This window comes from Sutcliffiella sp. FSL R7-0096 (genome assembly GCF_038595065.1).
In the GTDB taxonomy this organism is placed as follows: domain Bacteria; phylum Bacillota; class Bacilli; order Bacillales; family Bacillaceae_I; genus Sutcliffiella_A.
Genome location: NZ_CP152003.1, coordinates 1,226,578 through 1,250,226, shown reverse-complemented (window position 1 = coordinate 1,250,226; position 23,649 = coordinate 1,226,578). Strand labels below are relative to the sequence as shown.

Sequence of the window (23,649 nt, the reverse complement as noted above, 5' to 3'; positions counted from 1 at the left end):
GACCAATGAAGGCAATAGGTTTTTCTGGTTCAGAGATTTTCATTAGGGCGGTGAAGACCTTTCTTGCTTGAGTTTTCGCTTACAGAGGTTCTCATATGGACGATGAAGACCTTTCTTGCTTGAGTTTTCGCTTACAGAGGTTCTCATATGGACGATGAAGACCTTTCTTGCTTGAGTTTTCGCTTACAGAGGTTCTCATATGGACGATGAAGACCTTTCTGCTTGAGTTTTCGCTTACAGAGGTTCTCATATGGACGATGAAGACCTTTCTTGCTGAGTTTTAGCTTGCAGGGGTACCTTATAAGGTGAATAAAAACCTCTCTACCCCGATTTTTGGCTTGCAGAGGGCTTCATATCATATTTAAAGCTCGGTAATATCTACTCTTTTGGAAAGTTCGTGCCATTCTGAGGAGAGTTCATGCCAAAATAGATCAAGTTCGTGCCAAAAGAGGGCAAGTTCGTGCCAAAAGCCCAAAAACATCCTAAAACCATAAAAAATGGAAAGGCGAGCCACCCTCGCCTTTCCACCACTTCTACAAACTATATTATTCATTACTATTCAAAAATTGATCTACTTTTTCCATCAATGATGTGGATATAGTATTCAACTTTTCTTTGCTCTGATCCATTGTTTCAGACTGGGTTCCAATGTAGAACTTAATCTTCGGCTCTGTACCCGAAGGTCTTACACATACCCATGTGCCGTCTTCCAGGAAGTATTTCAGTACATTTGACTTAGGAAGTTCCATTTTTTCTATATCTTTCGTTTCCACCACTAGCCTTTCTTGTGTGGAGTAATCCTCAATTGCTGTAACCGCGTATCCTGCTACTTTCGCTGGTGGCGTGTTCCGGAACGCTGTCAGAAGGTCAGCAATCTGTTCTGCACCTTCTTTCCCTTTTAACGTTAAGGACTTCATGCCTTCAAGGTAGTAGCCATACTCTTCATACAACTCCATTAATCCTTCATACATGGTCTTGCCTTGCTTTTTATAGAATGCGCAAATCTCTACTGCCATGATGCATGCTTGAACCGCATCTTTGTCACGGGCGAAATCAGCGATCAAGGAACCATAACTCTCTTCGTAACCGAATAGGAAAGTATATTCCCCGCTCTCTTCATACTGCTTGATTTTCTCCCCGATGAACTTAAATCCTGTTAACGTGTCCACTGTTTCCACTCCGTAGCTATCTGCGATAACACGACCGAATTCCGATGTTACGATCGTTTTCAGCATTACACCGTTTGAAGGAAGGGTACCTGTCGCCTTCTTTTCAGACAATAAATAGTGTAAGAACAGGGCGCCTGTTTGATTACCAGTCAACACCACATACTCACCGTCAGCATCTTTGACTGCTACTCCCAGACGATCCGCATCAGGATCTGTTGCTATCAAAATATCGGCATCGATTTCCTTGCCATCACGTATTGCCAGTTCAAATGCTGCATGCTCCTCAGGGTTAGGAGATGAGACGGTGGAGAAGTTCGGATCTGGCTGTTCCTGCTCAGCCACCACTTTTACATTCTTATATCCAAGTGCGGCAAGGCCTTCCCGTACTGGGAGGTTAGCTGTTCCGTGTAAAGGAGTAAATACCACCTTCACATCCTCGCCCATTTGCTCACCTAATTCAGGGTGCACACTAATGGTAGTAAGCTGTTTCAAGTACTCCTTGTCCAATTCTTCGCCAATGATTTTAATCAGGCCTTTATTTATCAATTCTTCTTCTGAAGAAACGTTAATTTCTAGCTCATTTTCCACTTCTTTTACTTTGGTGATAACCTGATCCGCCTCAAACAACGGTAATTGTCCTCCGTCTGGACCATACACTTTATAGCCGTTATATTCTGGAGGGTTATGGCTAGCAGTTACAACGATACCTGAGAATGCTTTTAAATATCGAACAGCAAACGACAACTCTGGCGTAGGACGCAGGCTTTCAAATACATACGTCTGGATACCATGGCTTGCCAATGTTTTGGCTGCTTCCATTGCAAACTCTGGAGATTTATGACGGCAATCATAAGCGATGGCAACTCCGCCTTTTTTCGCTTCCTCACCGAAGGATTCTATGTAGCGCGCCAAACCTTCAGACGCTTTTCGGACGGTATATATATTCATTCGGTTTGTCCCTGCGCCGATTTCCCCGCGCATTCCACCTGTACCAAATTCCAATTCTTTATAGAAGCTTTCTTCTTTCATCTTGTCATCGTGCTTCATTTCTTGTATCAGCTTAACCATTTCTTCATCAAGTTTGGTGTGTGACTCCCAAAGGTCAAATTTCTCCATCCATTTCATCTGTCTTTTCCTCCTTGCGTTTATCAGGATATAGTAAGACTTCTACTTACACACTAATGCTTCCTGCAAAAAAAATACGTCGAATTATGACAAATTACGCGTTCGTGAACGTTTTCACTCATTATTATACTAAAAAAGAAAAGGAATCGCATTCACAAATCCTTTTCCTTTCCTTTTATTTATCCAATTTTAATTGCTGAAGGATCTGGTTCCTCTTCATCCACTGCCATCACTGCATCGCGCAGATGACGGTCCAGCTCTTTATTGTATGTTTCTGTCTGTGGTCTGCTCCAGACAAGCTCCCTTTCCATGCAATCCAATACTTTTTGTTTCCATTTTTTCACCCAATCGATATCGAAAAACATGGTGCCTGTTCTCCGGATGAAAAAATCAAGTGGGGTTGCAGCCATCTCTTCGCGGATAGCATAAATCAATTGGACATATACATCGAGTGGTAGCCCTATCTGAGCTGCCTTCCCTCGCTCAGCTTCCGCAATTTTATATAACTTATCAATATTGGACCCATACATGGAGACAAGTCTTTTGGCTTCTTCCAACGTAAAACCGTAAGCTATCCCCTCTTCACTCTTTTTTTCCACATAGCGAGTGAAATTGTGGGAACCACCTACATCTCCTCCAGATATTGGCATTGCCTTTGTTTTGGAAGCTCCATATTTCTTTCCAACTTCCTTGCTTAACTGTTTGTTCAGTAGATTTACCACCATCTCTGCCATTTTTCGATATCCTGTCAATTTTCCTCCCGCTATCGTAATCAGTCCTGAATCTGATACCCAAATCTCATCCTTCCTTGAGATCTCAGATGCGGACTTTCCTTCTTCATGGATAAGTGGTCGTAAACCTATCCAACTGGATTCAATATCCGATTCTTCCAGGCGTACGGAAGGAAACATGAATTTTATTGCCGAAAGAACGTAATCCTTATCTTCCTTCGTCATCCTTGGATGAACCATATCATCTGTATAGACCGTATCTGTCGTGCCCACATATGTTTTTCCCGCTCTTGGGATGGCAAAAATCATCCGCTTATCTTCTGTGTCGAAATAAATAGCCTGCTTGAGTGGGAACTTTTTCTGATCAAAAACCAAATGAATTCCCTTTGTCAGTTGAAGGTGCTTCCCTTTTTTCGAGCGGTCCATCTCACGAAGCGTGTCAACCCATGGCCCTGCAGCATTAACTATCTTTCTGGCGCGAACCTTATAGCTTTTTTTACTGAGCTGGTCCACTACTAATGCCCCAGCCACTTTTCCGTTCTCATAAAGAAGCTTTTCCACTTTTGCATAGTTTACTGCCTCGGCTCCCTGCTTGATGGCTTCTTTCATGACTTCTATGGTAAGCCTTGCATCATCTGTGCGATATTCAACATAGACACCCCCACCTTTTAAACCTTTGCTGTTCAGTAGTGGTTCACGTTCCTGCGCTTCCTTTGCATCTAGCATCTTTCTGCGCTCTGTCTTTTTTACATTGGCTTGGAAATCATACACTTTCAACCCAAGGGAGGTGGAGTACTTCCCGAATGTCCCGCCTTGATAGATCGGCAAAAGCATCCACTCCGGAGTGGTGACATGCGGACCATTCTCATAAACGACCGCTCTCTCTTTGCCGACTTCCGCAACCATTTTAACTTCGAGCTGTTTCAAATAACGTAAGCCTCCGTGAACAAGTTTTGTCGACCTACTTGATGTTCCACCAGCAAAGTCCTGCATCTCCACTACAGCAGCTTTCATTCCGCGAGTGGCGGCATCGAGTGCAATCCCACTTCCGGTTATACCTCCGCCTATTACTAGGACATCGTATGTTTCCTCTGCCATCTTCTCCAATAAGAGTCCTCGGTTAAAGCCTGCGAATGTAAGTTTCTTCATCTGTAACATCCTCCATCTCTATTAGTATGTATATATACAAAAAGAGACCACAGGAAACATAGACAAAGCATTGGCTTTGAATATGTTCTGTGGTCTCTCCTAATCTCCAACCGCCTTATTAACTTATCACTACTATATCATATGCAAAGTTTACTTAAAAGCCATAGTTGCATGAACCGCTTTTTTCCATCCTTCATAGAGCTTTTCTTGATTCTCTTCCGTCATTTCAGGATTAAAGGTTTTATCCTTTTGCCATTGGGAGGCAATCTCCTCTTGATCATTCCAGAAACCAACTGCAAGGCCAGCCAAATATGCCGCTCCAAGTGCCGTCGTTTCATTCACGACCGGACGCTCCACTCCCACTCGCAACATATCACTCTGGAACTGCATGAGGAAGTTATTCTTTACCGCACCACCATCAACCCTCAAGGCTTTCAAGGAGATGCCGGAATCCTGTTCCATTGCCGTTAGTACATCTTTTGTCTGATATGCCAACGACTCCAGGGTAGCTCTGATCAAATGTTCCTTGGAAGTTCCACGCGTAAGTCCGAACATAGCACCGCGAACATCACTATCCCAATATGGAGTGCCAAGTCCAACGAAAGCTGGTACTACATAGACCCCTTCGGATGATTCGACCCGTGTTGCATATTCTTCACTTTGACTCGCATCCTTGAACATACGAAGTCCGTCCCGAAGCCACTGAATCGCAGAGCCTGCAACAAAAATACTTCCCTCCAAAGCATAGTTCACTTTTCCATCCATTCCCCAAGCGATGGTAGTCAACAAGCCATTCTCTGACTGTATCGCTTTATCGCCAGTGTTCATAAGCATGAAGCATCCGGTGCCATACGTGTTCTTCGCCATTCCTTTTTCATAGCAAGCTTGACCGAACAAGGCAGCCTGTTGGTCACCTGCAGCACCAGCAATAGGAACCTCCTTACCAAAAAAGTGAAAGTCGACCGTCTTAGCATAAACTTCCGAGGATGCCTTCACTTCCGGAAGCATACTTGCAGGCACACCTAATATTTCCATTAATTCTTCGTCCCATTTTAATTCATGGATATTAAAAAGAAGCGTTCTGGACGCATTAGAATAATCTGTTACATGTGCTTTTCCGCCTGAAAGCTTCCAGATCAACCAAGTATCAATGGTGCCAAAAAGCAAGTCACCTTGTTCCGCTTTATCCCTTGCCCCTTCCACATGATCAAGGAGCCACTTCGCCTTGGTTCCTGAAAAGTATGCATCCACAAGAAGTCCCGTTTTCTCTCGGATTTTCTCTTCATGCCCTGCAGCTTTCAATTCCTCGCATATGGCTGCCGTCTGCCTTGATTGCCACACGATGGCATTATGTATCGGCTGACCTGTATGCTTATCCCATACAACTGTTGTTTCCCGTTGATTAGTGATACCTATCCCTTCCACCTGTTCCGGTTTGACCTCAGACTCTGAAAGACAAGATGCGATGACTGCTAGAATGGAGCTCCAAATCTCGTTTGCGTTATGCTCCACCCAGCCTGACTTTGGAAAATACTGTTTGAATTCCTTTTGTGCGGAATAGACCGGCTCCCCTTTTTTATTGAAAAGAATAGCCCTGGAGCTTGTGGTACCCTGGTCCAATGATAAAATATACGTTTCCATCATCTCTCCTCCTCCACTTTAATCATTTCGAGTAATGCTCCCAAAGTTCCTGCTTGGATGTCGTGACCGCCGTGGCTCCTGCTGCTATCGCACGATCCACATCTTCTATCGTGCGGATCAGTCCGCCAGCAAAAACCGGTATTCCCGTTTTCTCCTTCACTTCCTGGATCATATGGGGAACCACACCTGGAAGAACTTCAATAAAATCTGGTTGCACCTTCTCTATTACCTGATAACTCTTTTCCACTGCATTTGAATCCAGCAAAAACAATCGCTGAATGGCATAGATCCCACGCTGTTTTGCCTTTGTAATCACTGTGACTCTCGTGGATACCAGTCCTGCAGGTTTCAGTATCTGACAGAGAAACTCCGCTGCATGCTCATCGTTCTTGATTCCCTGTATCAAGTCGACATGAATGAACAGCTTCTTCTTTTCCCTTTTTGTGGCCTTGATGAAACTGGGAATCTGTGAAAGCTGACTGTCTAATATAACACCATACTCGTAGCTGCTTTGTAAAAATAGTTCCAGTGTTTTGCCATTTTTCACTGCAGGTAGGATGGTCTGGTTTTGAAAAGTCATGGGGGGCCTCCCGTTTTTAATGAATTATAATATGACTCTGGAAAAATAAAAAGCTGACACTTATAGCACCAACCAAAACATCAATGGCAACGTGATGAGGGTCAGTAACGTACTGATTAAGGTCGCACTTGAAACAAATTCAGGCTCTGTATTGAACTCTAGTGCATACATAGTCGTATTCGCCGCGGCCGGCATCGCTGCCATGATGATCATCAACTGTTTGATCATCGGATCCACCGGGAGCACCAGCGTAAATAGAAATGCTATGAATGGCGACACTATCAGTTTTATAGAAAGAGCGTAGAGCAATTTCTCCTTCGCTGTCGTACGGATAGATATTTTCGCAAGCTGCATGCCAAGAATGACCATGATAACAGGTATGGTTGCGTCCGCCACCAAGTGGACCGCCTGCATGATCTGTTTTGAAACAGGGACTGATAATCCTTGGAAAAGGAGTCCTATAATTGCTCCATACATGATTGGCATTTTCACCACCGACATAAGAGCCGAACGGATGCCATCGTTGTCCGGACTTCCTTTTGCCGCATAATATACTCCAACCGTTGCCATGAGCAGGGACTGAATGACCATAAGCACGATTGCGTACTCAAATCCTGCTGCACCAAAGAGCAATAGGGCAACAGGTGTCCCGTAATTTCCATTGTTCATGAAACTGGAGGATAAAATGAGCCCGCATGTTTCCGATTTTGAATACTTCCTCGCCCAAGCAACAAAATATGTAAAAATGATTAATGAAAAACAAAGCAAACAGCAATATATGATGATATAAAGGTGGTCACTGGAAAATTCGTTCACATAGAAAGTCCTAAATACAAGAATAGGTGACAAAAGATACATTGCCATTTTCGACAGTGCTTTTACATCAAACCCAATAGTCTTCTGTCCGATGAATCCAATTGCAAATATCATGAAAACCGGTAATATTACCTCAAAAAATATCAATCTGCTCTCCCCAAATCTTTATGTAAATTAATTATGACTGTTTTGTAACTACTATACTATCAAAACTTTTGACATTTATCTTCTTATCGGTTTTTAATCATTGCACTTCTTTACTTGAATGGAGTATGATGTTACTAACAAATACCCGATAATACAGGTGGGATTAATTATATATGAAAAATAGTACTTTACCAAAACCATTGGTCACCTTTAATCAATGGTTCATATTGACGTCCGTTATCCTTTCCCTAGCAAGCGGTTTATACTTTCTGATGGCATTGCCATTAGTTTCAGGGTTGATGGGACTGCTGTTCAAGTGGAACCCTGCTCTTACCGTTGCAAGAAAGTTCCTCACTAAGCCTGCGGAATCTTATCTTCAGGAAGATGTAGCCCAACTTCAATTCAACCAAACGATTGCCGTAACCTGCTTGGCATTAGCACTTGTCGGATTTTATTCAGGTTTTACAATTGTAGGTTATATATTTGCCATTATGGTAGGAGTTGCCTCTGGAGTTGCCTTGATGGGCTTTTGCGTAGGTTGTTTTATCAGGTTTCAGTGGCAGCAGTATAGGTACCGTCGCACTAATTAGGGTGATGAAATGTTTTTGTCGATGTGAACTCCTCTTTGGAGTTCATTTTTCTTTGTCTGGAGATGAATAACATTATAGGAAGACATTTTTTCTTGTACGTGGCTAACATTGTCCTTATACACCCGACACATTGAAAGATAAGCAGCTACTCACCTGGTGAAATAGTAACGAACCTTAAAAAAGCGACCCCACAATAGGGTCGCTTTTCTACTGATAATTACTTTTTATACTTGATCTCATATACATCCCTGCGACGGTCTTTCAACTGACGCACGGTACCTGACTGGCGCTGGCGACGGAGAATTTCCAAGTCAACATCCCCGATGATCACCATTTCGATATTCGGATTACATTCTCCCACAATACCGTCCCTTGCAAATTCGAAATCAGAAGGCGCAAATATAGCTGATTGTGAGTACTGGATATCCATGTTCTCCACCTGTGGAAGGTTTCCGCAAGTTCCTGCAATAACCGTATAGATCTGATTTTCCACTGCACGAGCTTGCGCACAGTAACGAACGCGCAAGTAACCTTGGCGATCTTCTGTATTAAATGGACAGAAGATGATGTTAGCCCCTTTTTCTGTCGCAATACGTGCTAGCTCAGGGAATTCGATATCATAGCAAATCTGGATGGCAATCTTTCCGCAATCCGTATCAAATACGCGAACGCTCTCCCCGCGGCTGATCCCCCACCATTTACGCTCATTCGGGGTGATGTGCAATTTATATTGCTTCTCAATTGTCCCATCACGACGAAATAGATAAGCAATATTAAATACCTTTTCATCTTCCTCCACAAAATGGGAACCACCGATGATATTCACGTTATATTTTACAGCAAGATCAGTAAATAGCTGGATATACTGTTCAGTAAACTCCGTCAGGCGCTGAACCGCTTTACTTGGTACCTTTTCATGCAGAAAACTCATAAGCTGTGTCGTGAAAATTTCGGGGAACACTGCAAAGTCTGCTCCGGCATCTGATGCAACATCCGTGTAGTACTCCACTTGTGTGGCAAATTCTTCAAAGGAGCTGATGGATTTCATCATATATTGAACTACGCAAATCCTTACAGGGAATGAGGTTTTAAAGTGTCGTTTTGTCTGCGGAATATACTCCACATTGTTCCACTCCATCAGAGTGGCATATTTATTGGAAGCAATATCGTCAGGAAGGTACCCCGGATTGATACGCATTAAGGTAAATTCATTCAACAGCTGAAAAGATAAAACCGGGTCATAGATTTTATGACGCATCACCTGTCTGACATATTCTCGTGGTGTCATCTCTCCTGCATATTTATGATAGTTCGGAATCCGTCCACCAATGATGATACTTTTCAGATTCAGTCTGCGTGCAAGGTCTTTCCTTGCTTCATATAGTCGGTGACCAACTTTCATGCGGCGGAAGCCCGGATGCACCATCACTTCAATTCCATAAAGGTTATAACCATCTGGATTGTGGTTTGTGATGTAACCTTCATCTGTGATGTCATCCCATGTGTGACGGTCATCATATTCATCGAAGTTAATCAGCAAACTTGAGCAGGACCCGATTATTTCCCCATCATATTCTGCGCAGAGCTGTCCTTCAGGGAACATATTCAAATGACTTTCAAGGTGCTCCGGCTTCCACGGCTGCATGCCAGGAAAGCACAAATGTTGCAACGCAATAATATCATCTATGTCTTTCATTTCTATATTTCTGATAATCATTTTTTTCTCAAATTTAGATAAATCGATTTTTGACAATGCCATCATCTCCTATCCTTATGTACAAAAAATCATGATGGGCTGTTTCTGAATAAAAAAAAGGAGAATAGCCCAATATTACTTATTCCCCAATTTTATCATAACGAAACACAAATTAATAAAGACAGGTGCCTTGCCCCCAAATAGTGGGTCAAGGCGCCTGTCCCTACTCCATCAAATCTTGTATACTCTTCCTTCCCAAGGCCCAAGCTCAAAAGAATTTCCTACTGTTTCACCAACTTCATAGTTACTGATCAACAATTTGGCATTTGTAAGGTCAAATTGTCCTTTCGTGTCGAAATGATGGTTATTTCCCGAGAAATTTGTCACAACCAATAGCTTCTCGGCACCTAAAGTACGAATATATGCGAAAATATCTGTATGAGCTTCATATAGCATGTCAAAAGACCCATACACGATTATTTCATGCTGCTTGCGAAGTTGGATTAATTTACGATAGTAATGGAATATAGAATCTTGGTCTGCTAACGCTTGTTCCGCGTTAATTTCCCTGTAATTCTCATTCACTTTAATCCAAGGCGTACCGGTCGTAAATCCTGCATTTGCCGTATCATTCCATTGCACGGGTGTTCGTGCGTTATCCCTCCCTTTGGTGTAGATGGACTGCATGATGACTTCCGGATTTTCTCCATTATCATCCACCCGCTCTTTATACATATTTAAAGTCTCTATATCCTTGTATTCCTCTATCGAACCGAACTTGATATTGGTCATCCCGAGCTCTTCCCCTTGATAGATATAAGGCGTTCCTTTCATCATATGCAGACACGTTGCAAGCATTTTTGCAGAAGTGACCCGGTACTCCTTGTCTTCTCCCCATCTTGAAACGATACGGGGCTGATCATGGTTATTCCAATATAAGCTGTTCCAACCACCATCTTCAAGCTCGGATTGCCATTTGCCAAGTGACCTTTTCAAATCACGTAAATCCAATGGTTTCAAGTGCCACTTGTTCCTTCCAGGTTGGGTATCCAGGTCCATATGTTCAAATTGAAAGACCATGTTTAATTCCTTGCGATCCTCACCAGTATAAAGTCTTCCTTATTCAGGAGAGACACCCGGCATTTCCCCAACCGTCATGACATTATATTTTGAGAGTACTTCCTTATTCATTTCCTGAAGGAATTCGTGAATGCGGGGCCCGTTCATAAAATACTGATGACCTGACACATATTTCTTACCTTCTACCTTTTCTCCATCAGGTAAACCTTCTACTTTTGAAATGAAATTGATGACATCCATCCGGAACCCGTCAATCCCTTTATCGAGCCAGAACTTCATCATCTCATAGATTTCCTGACGAAGCTTTGGATTCTCCCAGTTTAAATCCGGTTGTTTTTTGGAAAAGAGATGAAGGAAGTATTCGTCCGTCTGTTTATCATATTCCCATGCGGAACCACCGAATGTCGCCTCCCAGTTGTTCGGCTCTGCTCCATCCTTCCCTGGTTTCCAGATATAATAGTCACGGTACGGGTTATCCTTTGATTTACGTGATTCCACAAACCACTCATGCTCATCAGAACTGTGATTGACCACCAAATCCATGATAAGTTTAATATCTCTCTTATGCATCTCTGCAAGCATTTCTTCCCAATCTCTCATCGAACCGAACTCTTCCATGATGTTGCGATAATCACTGATGTCATACCCATTGTCGTCATTCGGTGAGGTATAAACAGGGGACAGCCAAACGACATCCACCCCTAATTCTTTTAGGTAGTCCAATTTTTCAATGATACCTTGGATATCCCCAACACCGTCACCATTTGAATCATTGAAGCTTCGGGGATAAATTTGATATACAACCGATTCTTTCCACCATTCTCTAGTAGTCATCCTATTTTTATCTCCTTTATCATCACTATATATGAAATCGATTCCAACATTAATTGTACAGGATAGCAAGGAAGTTGGAAACCGCTTTCTTTAGCACCGTCAAAAAATGTTCACATTAATAGGAAAGGAATAGTTTTGCAATAATGTGGAGTAAGGTCTATAATTTTAGAAAAAGTATCTTGAATTCAAAAGAGGCGAATAATTGTGGATCATTCTAAGAAAGTGGAAAACCTATTGCTCGCGGCAGCGATCATTGCCCTTGTCGCAACACTAGGCAGTTTATATTTTTCTGAAGTATTAATGTATATACCATGTGAACTGTGCTGGTATCAACGAATATTGATGTACCCGCTAGTAATCCTGCTTGGAATTGCTACCGTAAAGAAAGATGCGGGGATTGCAACCTACGTGCTCCCACTCTCCATTATCGGGGCAAGCATATCCTTCTATCACTATTTGATACAGAAGGTTGCATTTTTCGGCGAGAACTCCGTTTCTTGTGGAGTGGTGCCATGTACTGGTCAATACATCAATTGGATGGGTTTTATTACTATCCCATTTCTAGCACTTATCGGTTTTATATCCATTACGGTAATCTTATTTTATGTAAGAAATCTTTCAAAGAAAGCAGGTAACTGACCTTGAAAAAACTCATCATTATCATGGCGGTCATCATGGCCATCTTTATAGCTCTCGTTGTCATCACTAATATACAGCAGAAACAGAATGTAGAAGGCAATCCTTTTGGAAAGGACAAACTTCATACAGAAACACAAAAACAACTGGATGATCCTCTATATCAAAACATCATTACACCTGATCAATTGGATGAAGATTTAGCTGCTGGAGAAACGAAGACTATCTATTTCTATAGCTCGACTTGCCCTGCTTGTAAGCAGACAAGCCCTGTTGTTGTGCCAATGGCAGAAGAGATGGGCATTGATATGGAACTTTATAATCTTGAAGAATTTAAGGATGGCTGGAATGATTACGGCATCAGGTCCACTCCAACTTTCATTCACTTCATAGATGGCCAGGAAGTAGAACGCCTGGAAAACTACCATCAAGACCATAGCGTATACTCAAACTGGTTTGAGAAAGTAAAAGAAACTCCTAGCGAATAATCGCCAGGAGTTTCTTCTATTGAAAATGTAAGTTCTCTAGCTGATGATTGGAACAATAAGGTGTAGACTCCAGTGGGAAAGCAGCGACATTGTTGAGAGCCCCAAAAGGCTTGGCGAGGAGGCTCAAGTTCGCCCTCTTGATAAGCGAAGCCCTCCACGGAAATCAACAGCGGTGTTCACCAAACTTTAAATCAAAAAGTGATTAGAAGGACGAATAAATTTACTGAAAAAATTCGGCTTGCTTGGTTTTTGTGCAAATTGATCAATCGAAAATGGAAAGGAAAAACCGAACTCCCTTAACATGTTGACATTCCTCTTAAATATTTCACGATGCTTGTTAAGTAAATCCTCTTCTTGGATTGCTTCAATAATTGCAATGATGGCTTGAAGACAAGAAATGATATGAAATGCTTCCTTTAATGTTCCATTGTAATCGGAAAAAGTATCATGGACTTCTCCAGTATGAAGGGATAATTGTTTGGCAAGGTTTTCTATCTCTTTATCTGTGAAATAATAAGGAAGAATGTTCGTCAAGAGGTGTTGGACCAATTCACCGATGTGGTCCTCCTGCTCTGGAGTTGATGCGTACACTACTTTCACGAATTAAAACCACCCTTTTAACTTCTCTATAACAAAAGAGTAACATAAATGCATCTTTAATTGGGTAGGTAGTTAATGGAATCCATAGACTGATTACGACAAAAAATCAATACTGAATTTTGTGTTTCATGATTTATAAGGAAAGGAGCTTATCATGAACAACCATACGCTAACATTTACCATTACAAATGATAACACCCTCCCCTTGCAAAGCTATTTGAAAGAGGTGTTGGGTATACCGAAAGGTCTTCTCCACGAATTACGTATGTCCAAGCAGGTAATGGTGAATGGGAAGGTCCCAAATTGGACAATTCCGCTTCAGGAAGGTGAGGAGCTCTCTGTTCCGATTTTTGCAGAAAAACTTTCTCCTCCTGCTTCGGACTTGAAAATTGAGGTAGTATTTGAAAATGAGCATTTCTTGGTGGTAAACAAGGAAGCTGGCATAGATACACACCCTTCCTCTGAAAAAGACTTGCACTCCCTATCCAACGGGGTTGCATATTATTTCAAAGTAAACGGAATTCATTCCAAAGTACGTCATATCCACAGGCTGGACAAAGACACCAGTGGGGCCATTCTTTTTGCCAAACATGCCATCGCTGGAGCCTTACTTGATAGGATGCTAGAGGAAAGAAAAGTAAAAAGGACTTACCTCGCGCTTGTGGAAGGAATTATGGAAAAAACCAGAGGTACCATCGATAAAGCAATCGGAAAAGATCGCCATCATGCCTCCAGAAGGCGAATTTCCCCGAAAGGCCAAAGATCCGTCACTCATTATAAAGTGTTGAAAACTTTCCCTAAGGATAGCTTATCACTTGTAGAATTGACGCTTGATACAGGAAGAACACATCAAATCCGAGTACATATGAGCAGCATGGGCCATCCTTTATATGGCGACAAGCTATATGGAGCAACGAGTAAACACCATCGACACAGTCTCCATGCCTGGAAGTTAGCTGTCCCCCATCCTTTTACAACTGAAAACATCACTGTCCACGCACCAATTCCTGATGGTTTCGGGCCTTCTTCTTTAAAACTTGAGCTGTAGCATTCTAGCTACAGCTTCTTCCTAAATACATAACTCGCTTTCTCATAATCCATCTTTTCTTCATAAAACCTATGTGCATCCACTCTAACTAAACCGGAAGAAAGCGTTACTTTCTCGCATCCTCTTTTTTTCCCCATCTCCTCGATATACTTAAGCAACATTTCTCCATACCCCTTCGACCTTGAAGTACCTTTTGTCACAAGGTCATATACATAAATATGGCGTCCATCATAGAAATTTGTCAGGATGATGATACCCGTGACCGCCACCACTTCCTCGCCTTCATATAATGCATGGACTTCATAGCCCTCACGTTGCATTGTTTCGTTAATTTCAAGAAAGGATTCTTCTGTCAAATGCGGTCTTAACTCTTTCAATACAGGATATCCCTGTAATAACTCTTCATCTGTCTGAAAGTGTTTAATCATACTTTTCTACCTCCCTTATGTATAAAGCCCATCGTTAATGGCCATTACCAATATAATACTATTTTTGTTCACAAGATTGATCTTTTTCGAATAATTTTTCGTTAGGTTTCTAGATATAATAAAACCATTGAACGAGAGGAGTGCTCTAGTTGAAAAAATTAACTTTACTGATTTGCCTGCTTTCACTAATAATGTTGGCAGCTTGTGGATCATCTAATAACGATGGAAAACCAAATGGTGAAAGTGAAGGGGTTCCTAGCATAGTGGAAGTGGAAATAAAGCTTCCGGAAACCATAGAACCGAATGAAGAAGTAAAAATAGAAGCATTGGTCACACAGGGTGATGAAAATGTGGAAGATGCAAATGAAGTGACATTTGAAGTGTGGAAACAGGGGCAAGAAGCTGATCACGAAATGTTAGAAGCGGACAATGACGGAGAAGGAATTTACTCCATAACCAAAACGTTTGATGAGGAAGGCTTTTACTATGTGGTGGCGCATACCACTGCAAGAGATATGCATGTCATGCCACGGGTGGAAGTGATAGTTGGGAACCCTGATCCTTCCGAAAAGGAGGAAGAGGTTAACAGTCACGAGCATGGTGATGACAGTCACCATCACGACCATGAAACACACGAACAAACCGTTCATGACGATCATCATAGCCATGGACACGAGCATGAGAATACTTTACACATGAGGTTACAACATGCCAAAACGGTGAAAGCAAATCAAGAAACTCCCCTATCCACAGAACTTAAGCAGGGAGAAACACCTTTTACCGGTGCAAATGTTCGCTTTGAAATCTGGCATGAGGATTCCGAAAAGCATGAATTTATAGATGCGGAAGAAGTCAGTGAGGGTAAATACGAAGCCACAGCGACCATGAACGGTAGCGGTTTGTACTATGTCCAAATACACGTGGAAAAAGATGAACTGCATGAACACCAATTGGAAGAATTGGAAGTTAAATAAAATATACGCAAAGGTGCCGTTCAAAAGAACAGGCACCTTTAGTTTAAATTAAAAATCAAAATTATCCGGATCTGGACCTACACGCTTATTTTCATTCAACGCATGAATCCTTTGCATCTCTTCTGCTGATAACTCAAAATCAAAAATATCAGCATTCTCTTTAATACGATGCTCTTTCACAGACTTAGGTATCGTTACCACACCATTCTGTAGATCCCAGCGTAAAATTACCTGTGCAACAGACTTGTTATGAGAAGAAGCAATTTCTTTTAATACTTCATTATCAAGTAGTTGCCCCTGCATTAAAGGTGACCAAGCTTCAAGCTGGATTTCGTTTTCTTTACAGAAATTAAGCAACTCTGCCTGAGAAAGCTTAGGATGATACTCCACTTGATTGACCATCGGCTTCACTTCTGCCACTTCCAGAATATCTTGAAGATGATGTATTTGGAAATTACTAACACCAATCGCGCGTACTTTGCCATCTTGATATAGCTTTTCTAACGCCTTCCAAGTATCAACATATTTTCCTTTCACCGGCCAGTGAACAAGGTAAAGATCAAGATACTCTAGGCCAAGCTTTTCCATGCTCTCATCAAAAGCTTTCAATGTGGATTCATACCCTTGGTCTGCATTCCATACCTTTGTAGTAATGAAAAGCTCTTCACGAGGCACATCGGATTCTTTGATTGCTTTTCCGACACCTTCTTCATTTTTATAGATGGCTGCCGTATCGATGCTCTTATATCCTGCATGAATCGCCATTTTCACTGAGGCTTCAACTTCCTGCCCCTCTTCTACTTTAAAAACCCCCAAGCCAAACCATGGCATTTCAATCCCATTATGTAAGGTTGTGGTGGACGCTAAACTTTTCATTTTTTCACCTTCCTATCTACAGAATACTTTTATTATGTCCGAATGCCGAAATTAAGCAAATTATTTGCCTGGGCATTCACCTATAAATTTGTCCCTCCATATAAATAGAAAAAAGGAGTTTTTTGATGGAGATGTTCGACTACATTATGCTCTTGAATTTGTTGGCCATTGTTTTTACGACGCTAGGCAGTTATCTATACGTCTCCCAGATGGTGAAGAGAAAAGGCGCTTTTTTCTTTCACACGGTCATCAGTCTTTCCTTCATTGTCACCACTTGGTTTATTACTACTACAATTTGGTACTTCTTAACCATACAGGTTGACGGACTCCTTTACATTGGTGGGATGCTTTTCAACATGATGGTAGCCATATTCTGTTCAACCGTCCTCTTGGCATATCTCTTTGTCCAGCGCGCTTATCTCATAAAAAAATATAAAAAGGGAAATAAATAACACCTATCCTAAGGTTCGCATGGAACCTTACGTGATAGGTGTTTTCCTATATTTTTTATCGCATGCCATTCTTGAGGGCACTTGCCACCTGGATGGTGCGCTTGGTCTGATGCTTGACCGCTGCTGCCACATCCTCCTTCCAGTTCCCATCCTGATCGGCCGTCACACTTGTGCCATATGGATTTCCTCCGGTTTGAAAAATGGAGTTATCTGTATAACCTGGTGCCGCTACAATCGCTCCCCAATGATACATGATTGTGTATAGATTAAGAATCGTCTGCTCCTGGCCACCATGAGGATTACTAGCAGATGTCATGGCACTTGCCACCTTGTTGGCAAGCTTTCCTTCTGCCCATAGTCCTCCTGTAGTATCCAAGAATTGCTTCATCTGTGCAGGGAGGGTGCCATATCTTGTCGGGACACTGAAGATGTATGCATCGGCCCATGTCAGGTCATCTAGACTTGCCTCTGGTACATCCCTTGTCTCCTCTTGGTGTTGCTTCCAGGCCGGGTTGGAATCGATTGCCTGCTGCGGGGCAAGTTCAGGCACCTTGACCAACTTTACTTCCGCTCCAGTTGCTTTTGCCGCCTCTTCTGCCGTTTTTGCTAGTTTGTAGTTGGTTCCTGTTGAGCTGTAATAAATAATTGCCAATTTTACATTCGTTTCCATCATATAACACTCCTTTTTCATTTAGTCCAAGGGTTTACTTCTGGATGGTGAGGTTTTATGTACTTTCCCTCTAAGTTATCCTGTACCCAAATATCTTGAATTAAAACTTTCCACTTAAAAAAACCTCCTGCCAATATGACAGGAGATTTTCTCTCAATACCGTAATCAACCACCAGGAATGATCTCAGGGTATTCATCCTTATTTGTAGTTGAAATTACATCAGGCTGGGTTTGTATTTCCGACTTTTGAAGTTCCATAGCTCCTCCAAACAATAAAAATACCACAGCCGCCACTAGAACCAATCTTTTCTTCATACTGATCATCTCCTATTTTAAGAATGTTTGTTTCTTTAATTCTTTATAACCAAGTGAGTAGTAGTAGCTGGCTTTTTTATATTTATAAGTAGATTCAAAGTAATGGGCCAGCCGTTCCGCATAAATGATGAGCGGTTCCTTTAAATCCTTTTTCTGAAAATATGGCAAAGCTTCTTCCTGAAAGATCTGGTCGAACCTTTCATAATCACCTTCTAGGATACTTTCATGGATAGAAAAATAATAATGATACTCAATGGCATCCTCAGGATTCTCCAATAGCGACTTCCCTATCTGAAGCCACCTTCTGCATTCGGATAAATCTCCAAGTTTGTCATATTCCAACAAAATGCAATAAATGGAAGTGAGCTTGCTTAACGGTTTATCCCCCCGTTTTAAATAGTAACTTTTCTCATATTCTTTTATTGCTTCCACTTGCTGGCCTTGAATAGAATACAATTTTCCTAGATTATGATAGATGAGCGACTGTAGATACATATTATTGAGAGATTCCGAGAGTTTCTGTGCCAGCAGATAGCTTTCTTCCGCGCGGTCATACTCCCCTATCCTTCGATAACAGATCCCCAATAGCACCTGACACTCGGCACTTCTCTTGAAATCATAGATTCCCTGGAACTCGTGGAGCGCTTTGGTGGTATACGTGATACTTAGCGGTTCCTTCAATGTCTGGCTGTATGTAAGACCAAATAGGTAATAAAGGTCTGCTTCTTCGGACTTGTCAAAATTGGAGTTCCTCTGAAGAAGCTTTTCCGCTATTTTCAAATGCTCCAAGACACTGTTGAAATTATTCAATCTATATTCGTAAATGGAATAGAACTTCTGGAAATAATAGTGCATTTGAATATCAAACACATCCATGAATTGTTGCAGTTTATCAATTAAAGTTCGGGCTTGCTCCATGTTCTTAAGATATAGTTGATAGCGTAATTCAAACAATACAAAATACATGTAAGTCTTCGTATTTACGGATGAGATCCTATTCGAAAGCACCTCATGCCGTCGTCTGATTTCTTCCCCCTCGCTTGTTGTCATCAATTTGTACCAGGAAGTCAACTCTTCTAAAATCGTATCATCCTGCTGTTCAATAAGACTGACTTCAAGACGTTCACATAACAGCCTCAATACTTCCTCACTCGGGGAGGTCAAGTTGTTTTCTATTTTTGATAGATAGGAAACAGAGATAATCCCTCTTGCAAGGTCATCTTGCTTTAACCCTTTTTGTATGCGAAAAAATTTGATTTTGCTCCCAATATCCATTTTAGTTGTCTTGGCTGCTGGCTGATCTAGATTTATCATATGGACCATTCCTTCGCTTTGTATTCTATTTTAAATATTCAGATTACTATAAGTAAAACGTTTACGTCAAAGCGGTTTGGACTCTGTCTCTCTATTATAAAAGCTAATCAGAATTTTCGTAACCACTTTTTTATAGTTATCTAGGCATATTTCAATAGGATAATTATCCTTTGTTTCATCAATAGATGAGTAATCTATTGGGTGTCACCGATAAAAACATATGTTAATTGTAGCAACATCACTATTTTTGACGAACGTTAACTAGTTTTGTCTTTCATGGAGGAGTTCACTCATCAATGTGTAATTAGATTAGTGAAAGGGAGGTAGTTTGAATGGAATTAAAGACACATGAAGTTGCAAAGGAATTGGGGATGGCCCCTCGGACAATCCGAAAGTGGGTTCAGAAACACAACATCCCCTGCAGCAAGAATGATTATGGCCATTATGTCTATGATGCAAAAGCCATTGCCCGTCTGGAAACTCTAAAAGCAAACTCGGAAGTTGCCGCTACACTCGAATGGTGTGATGCCGACACTCCAAACCCTCAAAAGGTAAAAAGGAAAGACGCCAGTCCAATTGAACAAAAAATGGAAGCCTTGCTTGAGAGAGTTAGCAGAACAGAGCAACTGGTGCAGCAAAAGGCGGACGATGTGGTATCCTATCAACTCCTGCAACAAAGGAAAGAAATGGAGGAGTTGACAAAGAAAGTGGAAAGGATAGAAGAACTTCTCGATCAATTGCAAACCAAACAAGTAAAAAAACTCGAACCCCCATTGATTTTTGACCAGCCCCCACAACAAAAACGCCGCAATGTATTTCGTTCCATATTCGGATTATAGTGAAGCTGCCTATCATAATGATAGTCAGCTTTCTTTTTTTATTCCATCTAGTACGAGGGTCAATTCCTTGATTAATAATAGTTGATCGGAATCCTCTAGTTGTGAAGCAAGTATGCGTTTGATTGCCATAACATACTTGTCCTCTGGTTTCTTTCTTGTTCTCGGGTGAGTCAACTCATCATTTAATTCCGTCCGTATAGCCTGGTGCAGCACATTTTCCCCACCCATGTTAAGACTTTGGAGTGAACGGCTATTCCATAATTGTTTATACAGCTCAAACAACTCATCTGTTTTTTTCATGGTTTTCCTCCTAATTTCTACAAATCCCCTTAAATTTTATAGAATTTTCTTTCAATTTATGATATTTTGATAAGGAATACTCGTACATATAGCATCTCGGTAAGGAGTCTAGCAATGAACTTTCTGAAAGATATACTACTACAACTATTCTTTTTGGTATTTCCTCTTCTTTTTTACTATTCATTGGTGCACAGGAGATACAGTAGGCCCTCGAAATTATTCCGACAGATGGCGTTTTTTTTCTTTTGTACCACTTCTGCATTTTTATGTATTCTGTTTCCAATACAAATATTGCCTAGCTTCACCATTTATTTAAGTGGCATTCCTGTGATTATGGCCTTTTTGTATGGTGGCTATTTGGCAGGGACTTTGACCATCATGGCTTTCATCCTTTTTTCCATTCTTTCACCATCATTTACATGGTATATGCAGGTCCATGCCATCATACCTGCTCTTGCAATCCTCCTTCAATTTTTTCTTAAAAGTTGGAAATACTATTCTGTCCATACAAAAAGTATTTTTTACGTTGTATTGGCAGCTATAGCGGGTATATTACACTCCACTTCCTCTATTTTATTAAATATTAATCGCAACTTACCTGATGGATGGACAAACCACCTTCAACAAGCTTTCTGGTCAGGAATTATATTTATAGGGAGTACACTATTTCTATTTTACATAATTGAAGTTCTATGTGGCATAGATCAACTACAACAAAATTTCAAGAAAATGAAAAAACTATATCATATCAACATGTTGGCCGACGAAGCATCAAAAGAATTCCATAAGCCCTTAACGATGATAAAAGGTTTCACACACTTACTAGGAGCCGAACAAAATAAGGCGAATAAAGAATACGTCCCTATCATCCTAGAAGAATTACAACGGGCAGAAAGAATCATTAATTCTTATTTAAATCTAGCAAAAGCAGATATGTTTCCCTCGAGGACCATTTCCTCTAAAGAACTATTGGAGTATGTGTTAGCTGGACTTTATACTTATGCAAACAACCAGAATGTTCAAATTAAAACAAAGCATATGCGCAACCTAAGGATTAAAGGCAATATGGAGATGTTGGTAGAATCCCTGACAAATATTTTAAAACATTGTATTGACTCAAATGGTGGTGCAATCAATAGAATCCACCTTAATCATTTTCTCCAACGGAATGAGGTTGTCTTTGAAATACTGCTAAATTCTAAGGGGTTTGAGGCAGAGCCGGTTAAATCATTTTTACATTTACCTGCGATGCTCGACAAAGCAGAAAATTCTGCTCTTTATACCGCCTACACCACCTTTCTAGCTCATGGAGGAGATATCCAAATCAGAACCAGGATGTTCAAAAACATTCTAGTCCTTACACTTCCGGCACAAATGAAGAAAAGCGAGTATGCCAGCCGTAAAGTGATTCGAACAAATTAAAAGGAAGGGATCCCTCCAATTAAGGCATCCCTTTTCCCATGCTTATATATCCATGACAGCATCAGGATCAATTAATAAATAAATTAGTATTGCAGCTACGAAACAATATATTGCAAAATAAATGAGCTTACTGCGCTTCAAGAAACCAATCAGCCAAACAATCCCTAACCAAGAAAAAATGAAAGTGACAATAAAAGCTGTAATTAGTGCTGGAATTCCGATATCCGTAACAAAACTACTTGAAATATCATCAAACGCTAAAACTGACGAGCCCAAAATTACCGGAATGGATAATAGAAAGGAATATTTCACAGCCGTCTCCCTGCCAAGTCCAGCTAGTAAGGCTGTAATAAGTGTGGCACCTGACCTGGATATCCCAGGAAACACAGCTAATGTTTGACCCAACCCCACTATCAATGAATCCTTGAACGTCATCTCTCCTTCATTGCGTGACCCATACTTATGGAAGCGCTCAATATAAATAAGGGCTAATCCTGTCACTGTAAGGGCTAAAGCCATGGACCCCGGACTTTTCATGGATTCATCAAAAATACCACTTAATAAGACCCCTAATCCTCCAGTGAGAACGGTAGCAACAACTATGTAAATAGCAAACCAAAACTGAGCGCGATTTTCTGGCGTTTTCGTCTTGAAAAATGAAAAGAATCCCACTATCACCTGCCAAAGATCTTTTCTGAAATATATAATAACCGCAAGGATCGATGCGAGGTGTAGAAATATCTCAAAAGATAATCCTGGGAATCGATAGCCTAAGACCAATTGTGTAATGACAATATGAGCTGTACTGGAAATAGGCAAAAACTCTGTAATTCCCTGTACGATACCAAAAATAATTGCTTCAATAATAGACATATTTCTTCTCCTTCATACATTTTATTTATATGTTCATTAAGAAAAACCCGATAATGAAACCTGCTATAGAACCAACAATGCTTAAGGTGATGTATATTCCGGCTTTTTTATATAGCTTATCTGTTATAAGCTTCACAGCTTCCACACTGAAAGTAGAGAACGTAGTGAAAGCACCGAAAAAACCTAATCCTAACGCAATGAAGATGGTGTTCCCATATAAAATCTCCGCTTCATCATACATCCCGCCATATAAGAGTCCGAGCCCAACGGAACCGGCAAGATTGACCACTAGCATGGCAGTTGGGATCGGTGGCGAAGGAAATCTTTTCATAAAGAATAGACCCACCAAATATCTGCATACCGCACCAATCCCACCGCCGGCAGCAAGTAATACAGCCATTGTGGATTGAGTCATTCGACCTCTCCCCCCTTATGAACGGATAGGCGCCTCTCAGCAAGACGACGACCTGAAATGATCCCGATGAAAGCAAACAATAATCCTCCTATAACAGAGGAAAATAGATATAATCCTGTGAGTAGCGCTGTAGCCTGTGAACCCATCAGAAATACATCTCCCGCCAAAGTCGACATGGTTGTAAAACCTCCACAAAGACCGACACCCAAGCCCACCTTCACCCATTCTGCAGAATTGATATAGAGGAACCATCCCGTAAGTACTCCAAGCAAAAGGCTTCCAATAATATTTTCCAATAAAGTTCCAAAAGGAAAGTTATAGGAAAGTGTCCCTAAGTTGATGCCATATCTTAATAATGAGCCCAACGCTCCCCCGATAAGCACAGCCAATATATTTTTTACCATCTAGCCTACCACCTGCTTGAAACTTTTTTATAACTTT

Annotated in this window: 24 protein-coding genes and 1 pseudogene; 8 read left to right on the top strand and 17 right to left on the bottom strand. The window is 41.1% G+C overall.

What is annotated here, in order from left to right; all coding sequences use genetic code 11:
* Positions 1 to 545: 545 nt before the first annotated feature.
* The 5 genes from MKY77_RS06410 to MKY77_RS06390 form a co-directional block, all read right to left on the bottom strand.
* Positions 546 to 2,294 (bottom strand): phospho-sugar mutase, encoded by a 1,749-nt coding sequence (locus MKY77_RS06410; protein ID WP_339149420.1) that lies wholly within the window; start codon positions 2,292 to 2,294, stop codon positions 546 to 548.
* Between the two features lie 179 nt (positions 2,295 to 2,473).
* Complete coding sequence (locus tag MKY77_RS06405) at positions 2,474 to 4,174, bottom strand: glycerol-3-phosphate dehydrogenase/oxidase (protein WP_342515677.1); 1,701 nt, start codon at positions 4,172 to 4,174, stop codon at positions 2,474 to 2,476.
* 150 nt (positions 4,175 to 4,324) lie between these two features.
* Complete coding sequence (gene glpK, locus MKY77_RS06400) at positions 4,325 to 5,815, bottom strand: glycerol kinase GlpK (protein ID WP_339149972.1); 1,491 nt, start codon at positions 5,813 to 5,815, stop codon at positions 4,325 to 4,327.
* Between the two features lie 22 nt (positions 5,816 to 5,837).
* On the bottom strand, positions 5,838 to 6,395 hold the full coding sequence (locus MKY77_RS06395) for a glycerol-3-phosphate responsive antiterminator (protein WP_339149418.1): 558 nt from the start codon (positions 6,393 to 6,395) through the stop codon (positions 5,838 to 5,840).
* A gap of 60 nt (positions 6,396 to 6,455) precedes the next feature.
* Positions 6,456 to 7,358, bottom strand: a complete 903-nt coding sequence (locus MKY77_RS06390) for an AEC family transporter (protein WP_339149417.1) — start codon at positions 7,356 to 7,358, stop codon at positions 6,456 to 6,458.
* A 173-nt stretch (positions 7,359 to 7,531) separates the two neighbouring features.
* On the opposite strand from MKY77_RS06390, the gene MKY77_RS06385 reads away from it, so the two are divergent.
* Positions 7,532 to 7,948 (top strand): DUF4395 domain-containing protein, encoded by a 417-nt coding sequence (locus MKY77_RS06385; protein ID WP_339149416.1) that lies wholly within the window; start codon positions 7,532 to 7,534, stop codon positions 7,946 to 7,948.
* A gap of 217 nt (positions 7,949 to 8,165) precedes the next feature.
* Here the strand turns inward: MKY77_RS06385 and MKY77_RS06380 are convergent, their stop codons facing one another.
* Positions 8,166 to 9,707 carry a bifunctional GNAT family N-acetyltransferase/carbon-nitrogen hydrolase family protein gene (locus MKY77_RS06380; RefSeq protein ID WP_339149971.1) on the bottom strand — a complete coding sequence of 514 codons (1,542 nt, stop codon included), beginning with the start codon at positions 9,705 to 9,707 and terminating at the stop codon, positions 8,166 to 8,168.
* Positions 9,708 to 9,875: 168 nt separating this feature from the next.
* A pseudogene (locus tag MKY77_RS06375) lies at positions 9,876 to 11,558 on the bottom strand (alpha-glucosidase).
* A gap of 204 nt (positions 11,559 to 11,762) precedes the next feature.
* Between MKY77_RS06375 and MKY77_RS06370 the strand changes: the two are divergent.
* Positions 11,763 to 12,197, top strand: a complete 435-nt coding sequence (locus MKY77_RS06370) for a disulfide oxidoreductase (protein ID WP_339149415.1) — start codon at positions 11,763 to 11,765, stop codon at positions 12,195 to 12,197.
* Positions 12,198 to 12,199: 2 nt separating this feature from the next.
* Entirely contained in the window at positions 12,200 to 12,682 is a 483-nt protein-coding gene (locus tag MKY77_RS06365) for a thioredoxin family protein (protein WP_339149414.1), read from the top strand.
* 186 nt (positions 12,683 to 12,868) lie between these two features.
* Here the strand turns inward: MKY77_RS06365 and MKY77_RS06360 are convergent, their stop codons facing one another.
* Positions 12,869 to 13,282, bottom strand: coding sequence for a DUF5365 family protein (locus tag MKY77_RS06360; protein ID WP_339149413.1), 414 nt, complete (start codon positions 13,280 to 13,282; stop codon positions 12,869 to 12,871).
* 154 nt (positions 13,283 to 13,436) lie between these two features.
* Between MKY77_RS06360 and MKY77_RS06355 the strand changes: the two genes are divergently transcribed.
* Complete coding sequence (locus tag MKY77_RS06355) at positions 13,437 to 14,330, top strand: RluA family pseudouridine synthase (RefSeq protein WP_339149412.1); 894 nt, start codon at positions 13,437 to 13,439, stop codon at positions 14,328 to 14,330.
* A gap of 8 nt (positions 14,331 to 14,338) precedes the next feature.
* Here the strand turns inward: MKY77_RS06355 and MKY77_RS06350 are convergent, their stop codons facing one another.
* Positions 14,339 to 14,758 (bottom strand): GNAT family N-acetyltransferase, encoded by a 420-nt coding sequence (locus MKY77_RS06350; protein ID WP_339149411.1) that lies wholly within the window; start codon positions 14,756 to 14,758, stop codon positions 14,339 to 14,341.
* 149 nt (positions 14,759 to 14,907) lie between these two features.
* Between MKY77_RS06350 and MKY77_RS06345 the strand changes: the two genes are divergently transcribed.
* A complete protein-coding gene (locus MKY77_RS06345; RefSeq protein WP_339149410.1) occupies positions 14,908 to 15,732 on the top strand; it encodes a FixH family protein in 825 nt (274 codons plus the stop codon).
* A gap of 48 nt (positions 15,733 to 15,780) precedes the next feature.
* Here the strand turns inward: MKY77_RS06345 and MKY77_RS06340 are convergent, their stop codons facing one another.
* The gene (locus MKY77_RS06340; protein WP_339149409.1) at positions 15,781 to 16,608 is read right to left on the bottom strand and encodes an aldo/keto reductase; all 828 of its coding nucleotides are present in this window, start codon (positions 16,606 to 16,608) and stop codon (positions 15,781 to 15,783) included.
* A gap of 125 nt (positions 16,609 to 16,733) precedes the next feature.
* Here MKY77_RS06340 and MKY77_RS06335 point away from each other — a divergent pair, with 125 nt between their 5' ends.
* Complete coding sequence (locus MKY77_RS06335) at positions 16,734 to 17,060, top strand: hypothetical protein (RefSeq protein WP_339149408.1); 327 nt, start codon at positions 16,734 to 16,736, stop codon at positions 17,058 to 17,060.
* A gap of 55 nt (positions 17,061 to 17,115) precedes the next feature.
* On the opposite strand, the gene wrbA is transcribed toward MKY77_RS06335, so the two are convergent.
* The 3 genes from wrbA to MKY77_RS06320 form a co-directional block, all read right to left on the bottom strand.
* Positions 17,116 to 17,730 carry an NAD(P)H:quinone oxidoreductase gene (wrbA, locus tag MKY77_RS06330; RefSeq protein WP_339149970.1) on the bottom strand — a complete coding sequence of 205 codons (615 nt, stop codon included), beginning with the start codon at positions 17,728 to 17,730 and terminating at the stop codon, positions 17,116 to 17,118.
* Positions 17,731 to 17,895: 165 nt separating this feature from the next.
* Positions 17,896 to 18,045, bottom strand: a complete 150-nt coding sequence (locus MKY77_RS06325; protein WP_339149407.1) for a hypothetical protein — start codon at positions 18,043 to 18,045, stop codon at positions 17,896 to 17,898.
* Between the two features lie 12 nt (positions 18,046 to 18,057).
* The gene (locus MKY77_RS06320) at positions 18,058 to 19,359 is read right to left on the bottom strand and encodes a helix-turn-helix transcriptional regulator (protein ID WP_339149406.1); all 1,302 of its coding nucleotides are present in this window, start codon (positions 19,357 to 19,359) and stop codon (positions 18,058 to 18,060) included.
* A gap of 332 nt (positions 19,360 to 19,691) precedes the next feature.
* Here MKY77_RS06320 and MKY77_RS06315 point away from each other — a divergent pair, with 332 nt between their 5' ends.
* A complete protein-coding gene (locus MKY77_RS06315; RefSeq protein WP_339149405.1) occupies positions 19,692 to 20,198 on the top strand; it encodes a MerR family transcriptional regulator in 507 nt (168 codons plus the stop codon).
* Between the two features lie 24 nt (positions 20,199 to 20,222).
* On the opposite strand, the gene MKY77_RS06310 is transcribed toward MKY77_RS06315, so the two are convergent.
* Positions 20,223 to 20,498 carry a hypothetical protein gene (locus tag MKY77_RS06310; protein ID WP_339149404.1) on the bottom strand — a complete coding sequence of 92 codons (276 nt, stop codon included), beginning with the start codon at positions 20,496 to 20,498 and terminating at the stop codon, positions 20,223 to 20,225.
* A gap of 333 nt (positions 20,499 to 20,831) precedes the next feature.
* On the opposite strand from MKY77_RS06310, the gene MKY77_RS06305 reads away from it, so the two are divergent.
* Positions 20,832 to 21,920, top strand: a complete 1,089-nt coding sequence (locus MKY77_RS06305; RefSeq protein WP_339149969.1) for a HAMP domain-containing sensor histidine kinase — start codon at positions 20,832 to 20,834, stop codon at positions 21,918 to 21,920.
* 42 nt (positions 21,921 to 21,962) lie between these two features.
* Here the strand turns inward: MKY77_RS06305 and MKY77_RS06300 are convergent, their stop codons facing one another.
* Genes MKY77_RS06300 through MKY77_RS06290 form a run of 3 tightly spaced genes read right to left on the bottom strand, consistent with a single transcriptional unit; the run spans position 21,963 to position 23,612 of the window.
* The gene (locus MKY77_RS06300; protein WP_339149403.1) at positions 21,963 to 22,793 is read right to left on the bottom strand and encodes an undecaprenyl-diphosphate phosphatase; all 831 of its coding nucleotides are present in this window, start codon (positions 22,791 to 22,793) and stop codon (positions 21,963 to 21,965) included.
* 25 nt (positions 22,794 to 22,818) lie between these two features.
* Positions 22,819 to 23,208: a fluoride efflux transporter CrcB gene (crcB, locus tag MKY77_RS06295; RefSeq protein WP_339149402.1), complete on the bottom strand. Its 390-nt coding sequence runs from the start codon at positions 23,206 to 23,208 to the stop codon at positions 22,819 to 22,821.
* Complete coding sequence (locus tag MKY77_RS06290) at positions 23,205 to 23,612, bottom strand: CrcB family protein (protein WP_339149401.1); 408 nt, start codon at positions 23,610 to 23,612, stop codon at positions 23,205 to 23,207. The genes crcB and MKY77_RS06290 overlap by 4 nt, the downstream gene beginning before the upstream one ends.
* Positions 23,613 to 23,649: the final 37 nt, after the last annotated feature.

Bases quoted from the DNA above. Each gene is read 5' to 3' on its own strand.
- MKY77_RS06350 (WP_339149411.1), bottom strand. From the start codon at position 14,758: ATGATTAAACACTTTCAGACAGATGAAGAGTTATTACAGGGATATCCT.
- MKY77_RS06300 (WP_339149403.1), bottom strand. From the start codon at position 22,793: ATGTCTATTATTGAAGCAATTATTTTTGGTATCGTACAGGGAATTACA.
- MKY77_RS06315 (WP_339149405.1), top strand. From the start codon at position 19,692: ATGGAATTAAAGACACATGAAGTTGCAAAGGAATTGGGGATGGCCCCT.
- MKY77_RS06385 (WP_339149416.1), top strand. From the start codon at position 7,532: ATGAAAAATAGTACTTTACCAAAACCATTGGTCACCTTTAATCAATGG.
- glpK (WP_339149972.1), bottom strand. From the start codon at position 5,815: ATGGAAACGTATATTTTATCATTGGACCAGGGTACCACAAGCTCCAGG.
- MKY77_RS06320 (WP_339149406.1), bottom strand. From the start codon at position 19,359: ATGATAAATCTAGATCAGCCAGCAGCCAAGACAACTAAAATGGATATT.
- MKY77_RS06290 (WP_339149401.1), bottom strand. From the start codon at position 23,612: ATGGTAAAAAATATATTGGCTGTGCTTATCGGGGGAGCGTTGGGCTCA.
- MKY77_RS06335 (WP_339149408.1), top strand. From the start codon at position 16,734: ATGGAGATGTTCGACTACATTATGCTCTTGAATTTGTTGGCCATTGTT.
- MKY77_RS06380 (WP_339149971.1), bottom strand. From the start codon at position 9,707: ATGGCATTGTCAAAAATCGATTTATCTAAATTTGAGAAAAAAATGATT.
- MKY77_RS06355 (WP_339149412.1), top strand. From the start codon at position 13,437: ATGAACAACCATACGCTAACATTTACCATTACAAATGATAACACCCTC.
- wrbA (WP_339149970.1), bottom strand. From the start codon at position 17,730: ATGGAAACGAATGTAAAATTGGCAATTATTTATTACAGCTCAACAGGA.
- MKY77_RS06340 (WP_339149409.1), bottom strand. From the start codon at position 16,608: ATGAAAAGTTTAGCGTCCACCACAACCTTACATAATGGGATTGAAATG.
- MKY77_RS06305 (WP_339149969.1), top strand. From the start codon at position 20,832: ATGGCCTTTTTGTATGGTGGCTATTTGGCAGGGACTTTGACCATCATG.
- crcB (WP_339149402.1), bottom strand. From the start codon at position 23,208: ATGACTCAATCCACAATGGCTGTATTACTTGCTGCCGGCGGTGGGATT.
- MKY77_RS06395 (WP_339149418.1), bottom strand. From the start codon at position 6,395: ATGACTTTTCAAAACCAGACCATCCTACCTGCAGTGAAAAATGGCAAA.
- MKY77_RS06325 (WP_339149407.1), bottom strand. From the start codon at position 18,045: ATGAAGAAAAGATTGGTTCTAGTGGCGGCTGTGGTATTTTTATTGTTT.
- MKY77_RS06405 (WP_342515677.1), bottom strand. From the start codon at position 4,174: ATGAAGAAACTTACATTCGCAGGCTTTAACCGAGGACTCTTATTGGAG.
- MKY77_RS06310 (WP_339149404.1), bottom strand. From the start codon at position 20,498: ATGAAAAAAACAGATGAGTTGTTTGAGCTGTATAAACAATTATGGAAT.
- MKY77_RS06410 (WP_339149420.1), bottom strand. From the start codon at position 2,294: ATGAAATGGATGGAGAAATTTGACCTTTGGGAGTCACACACCAAACTT.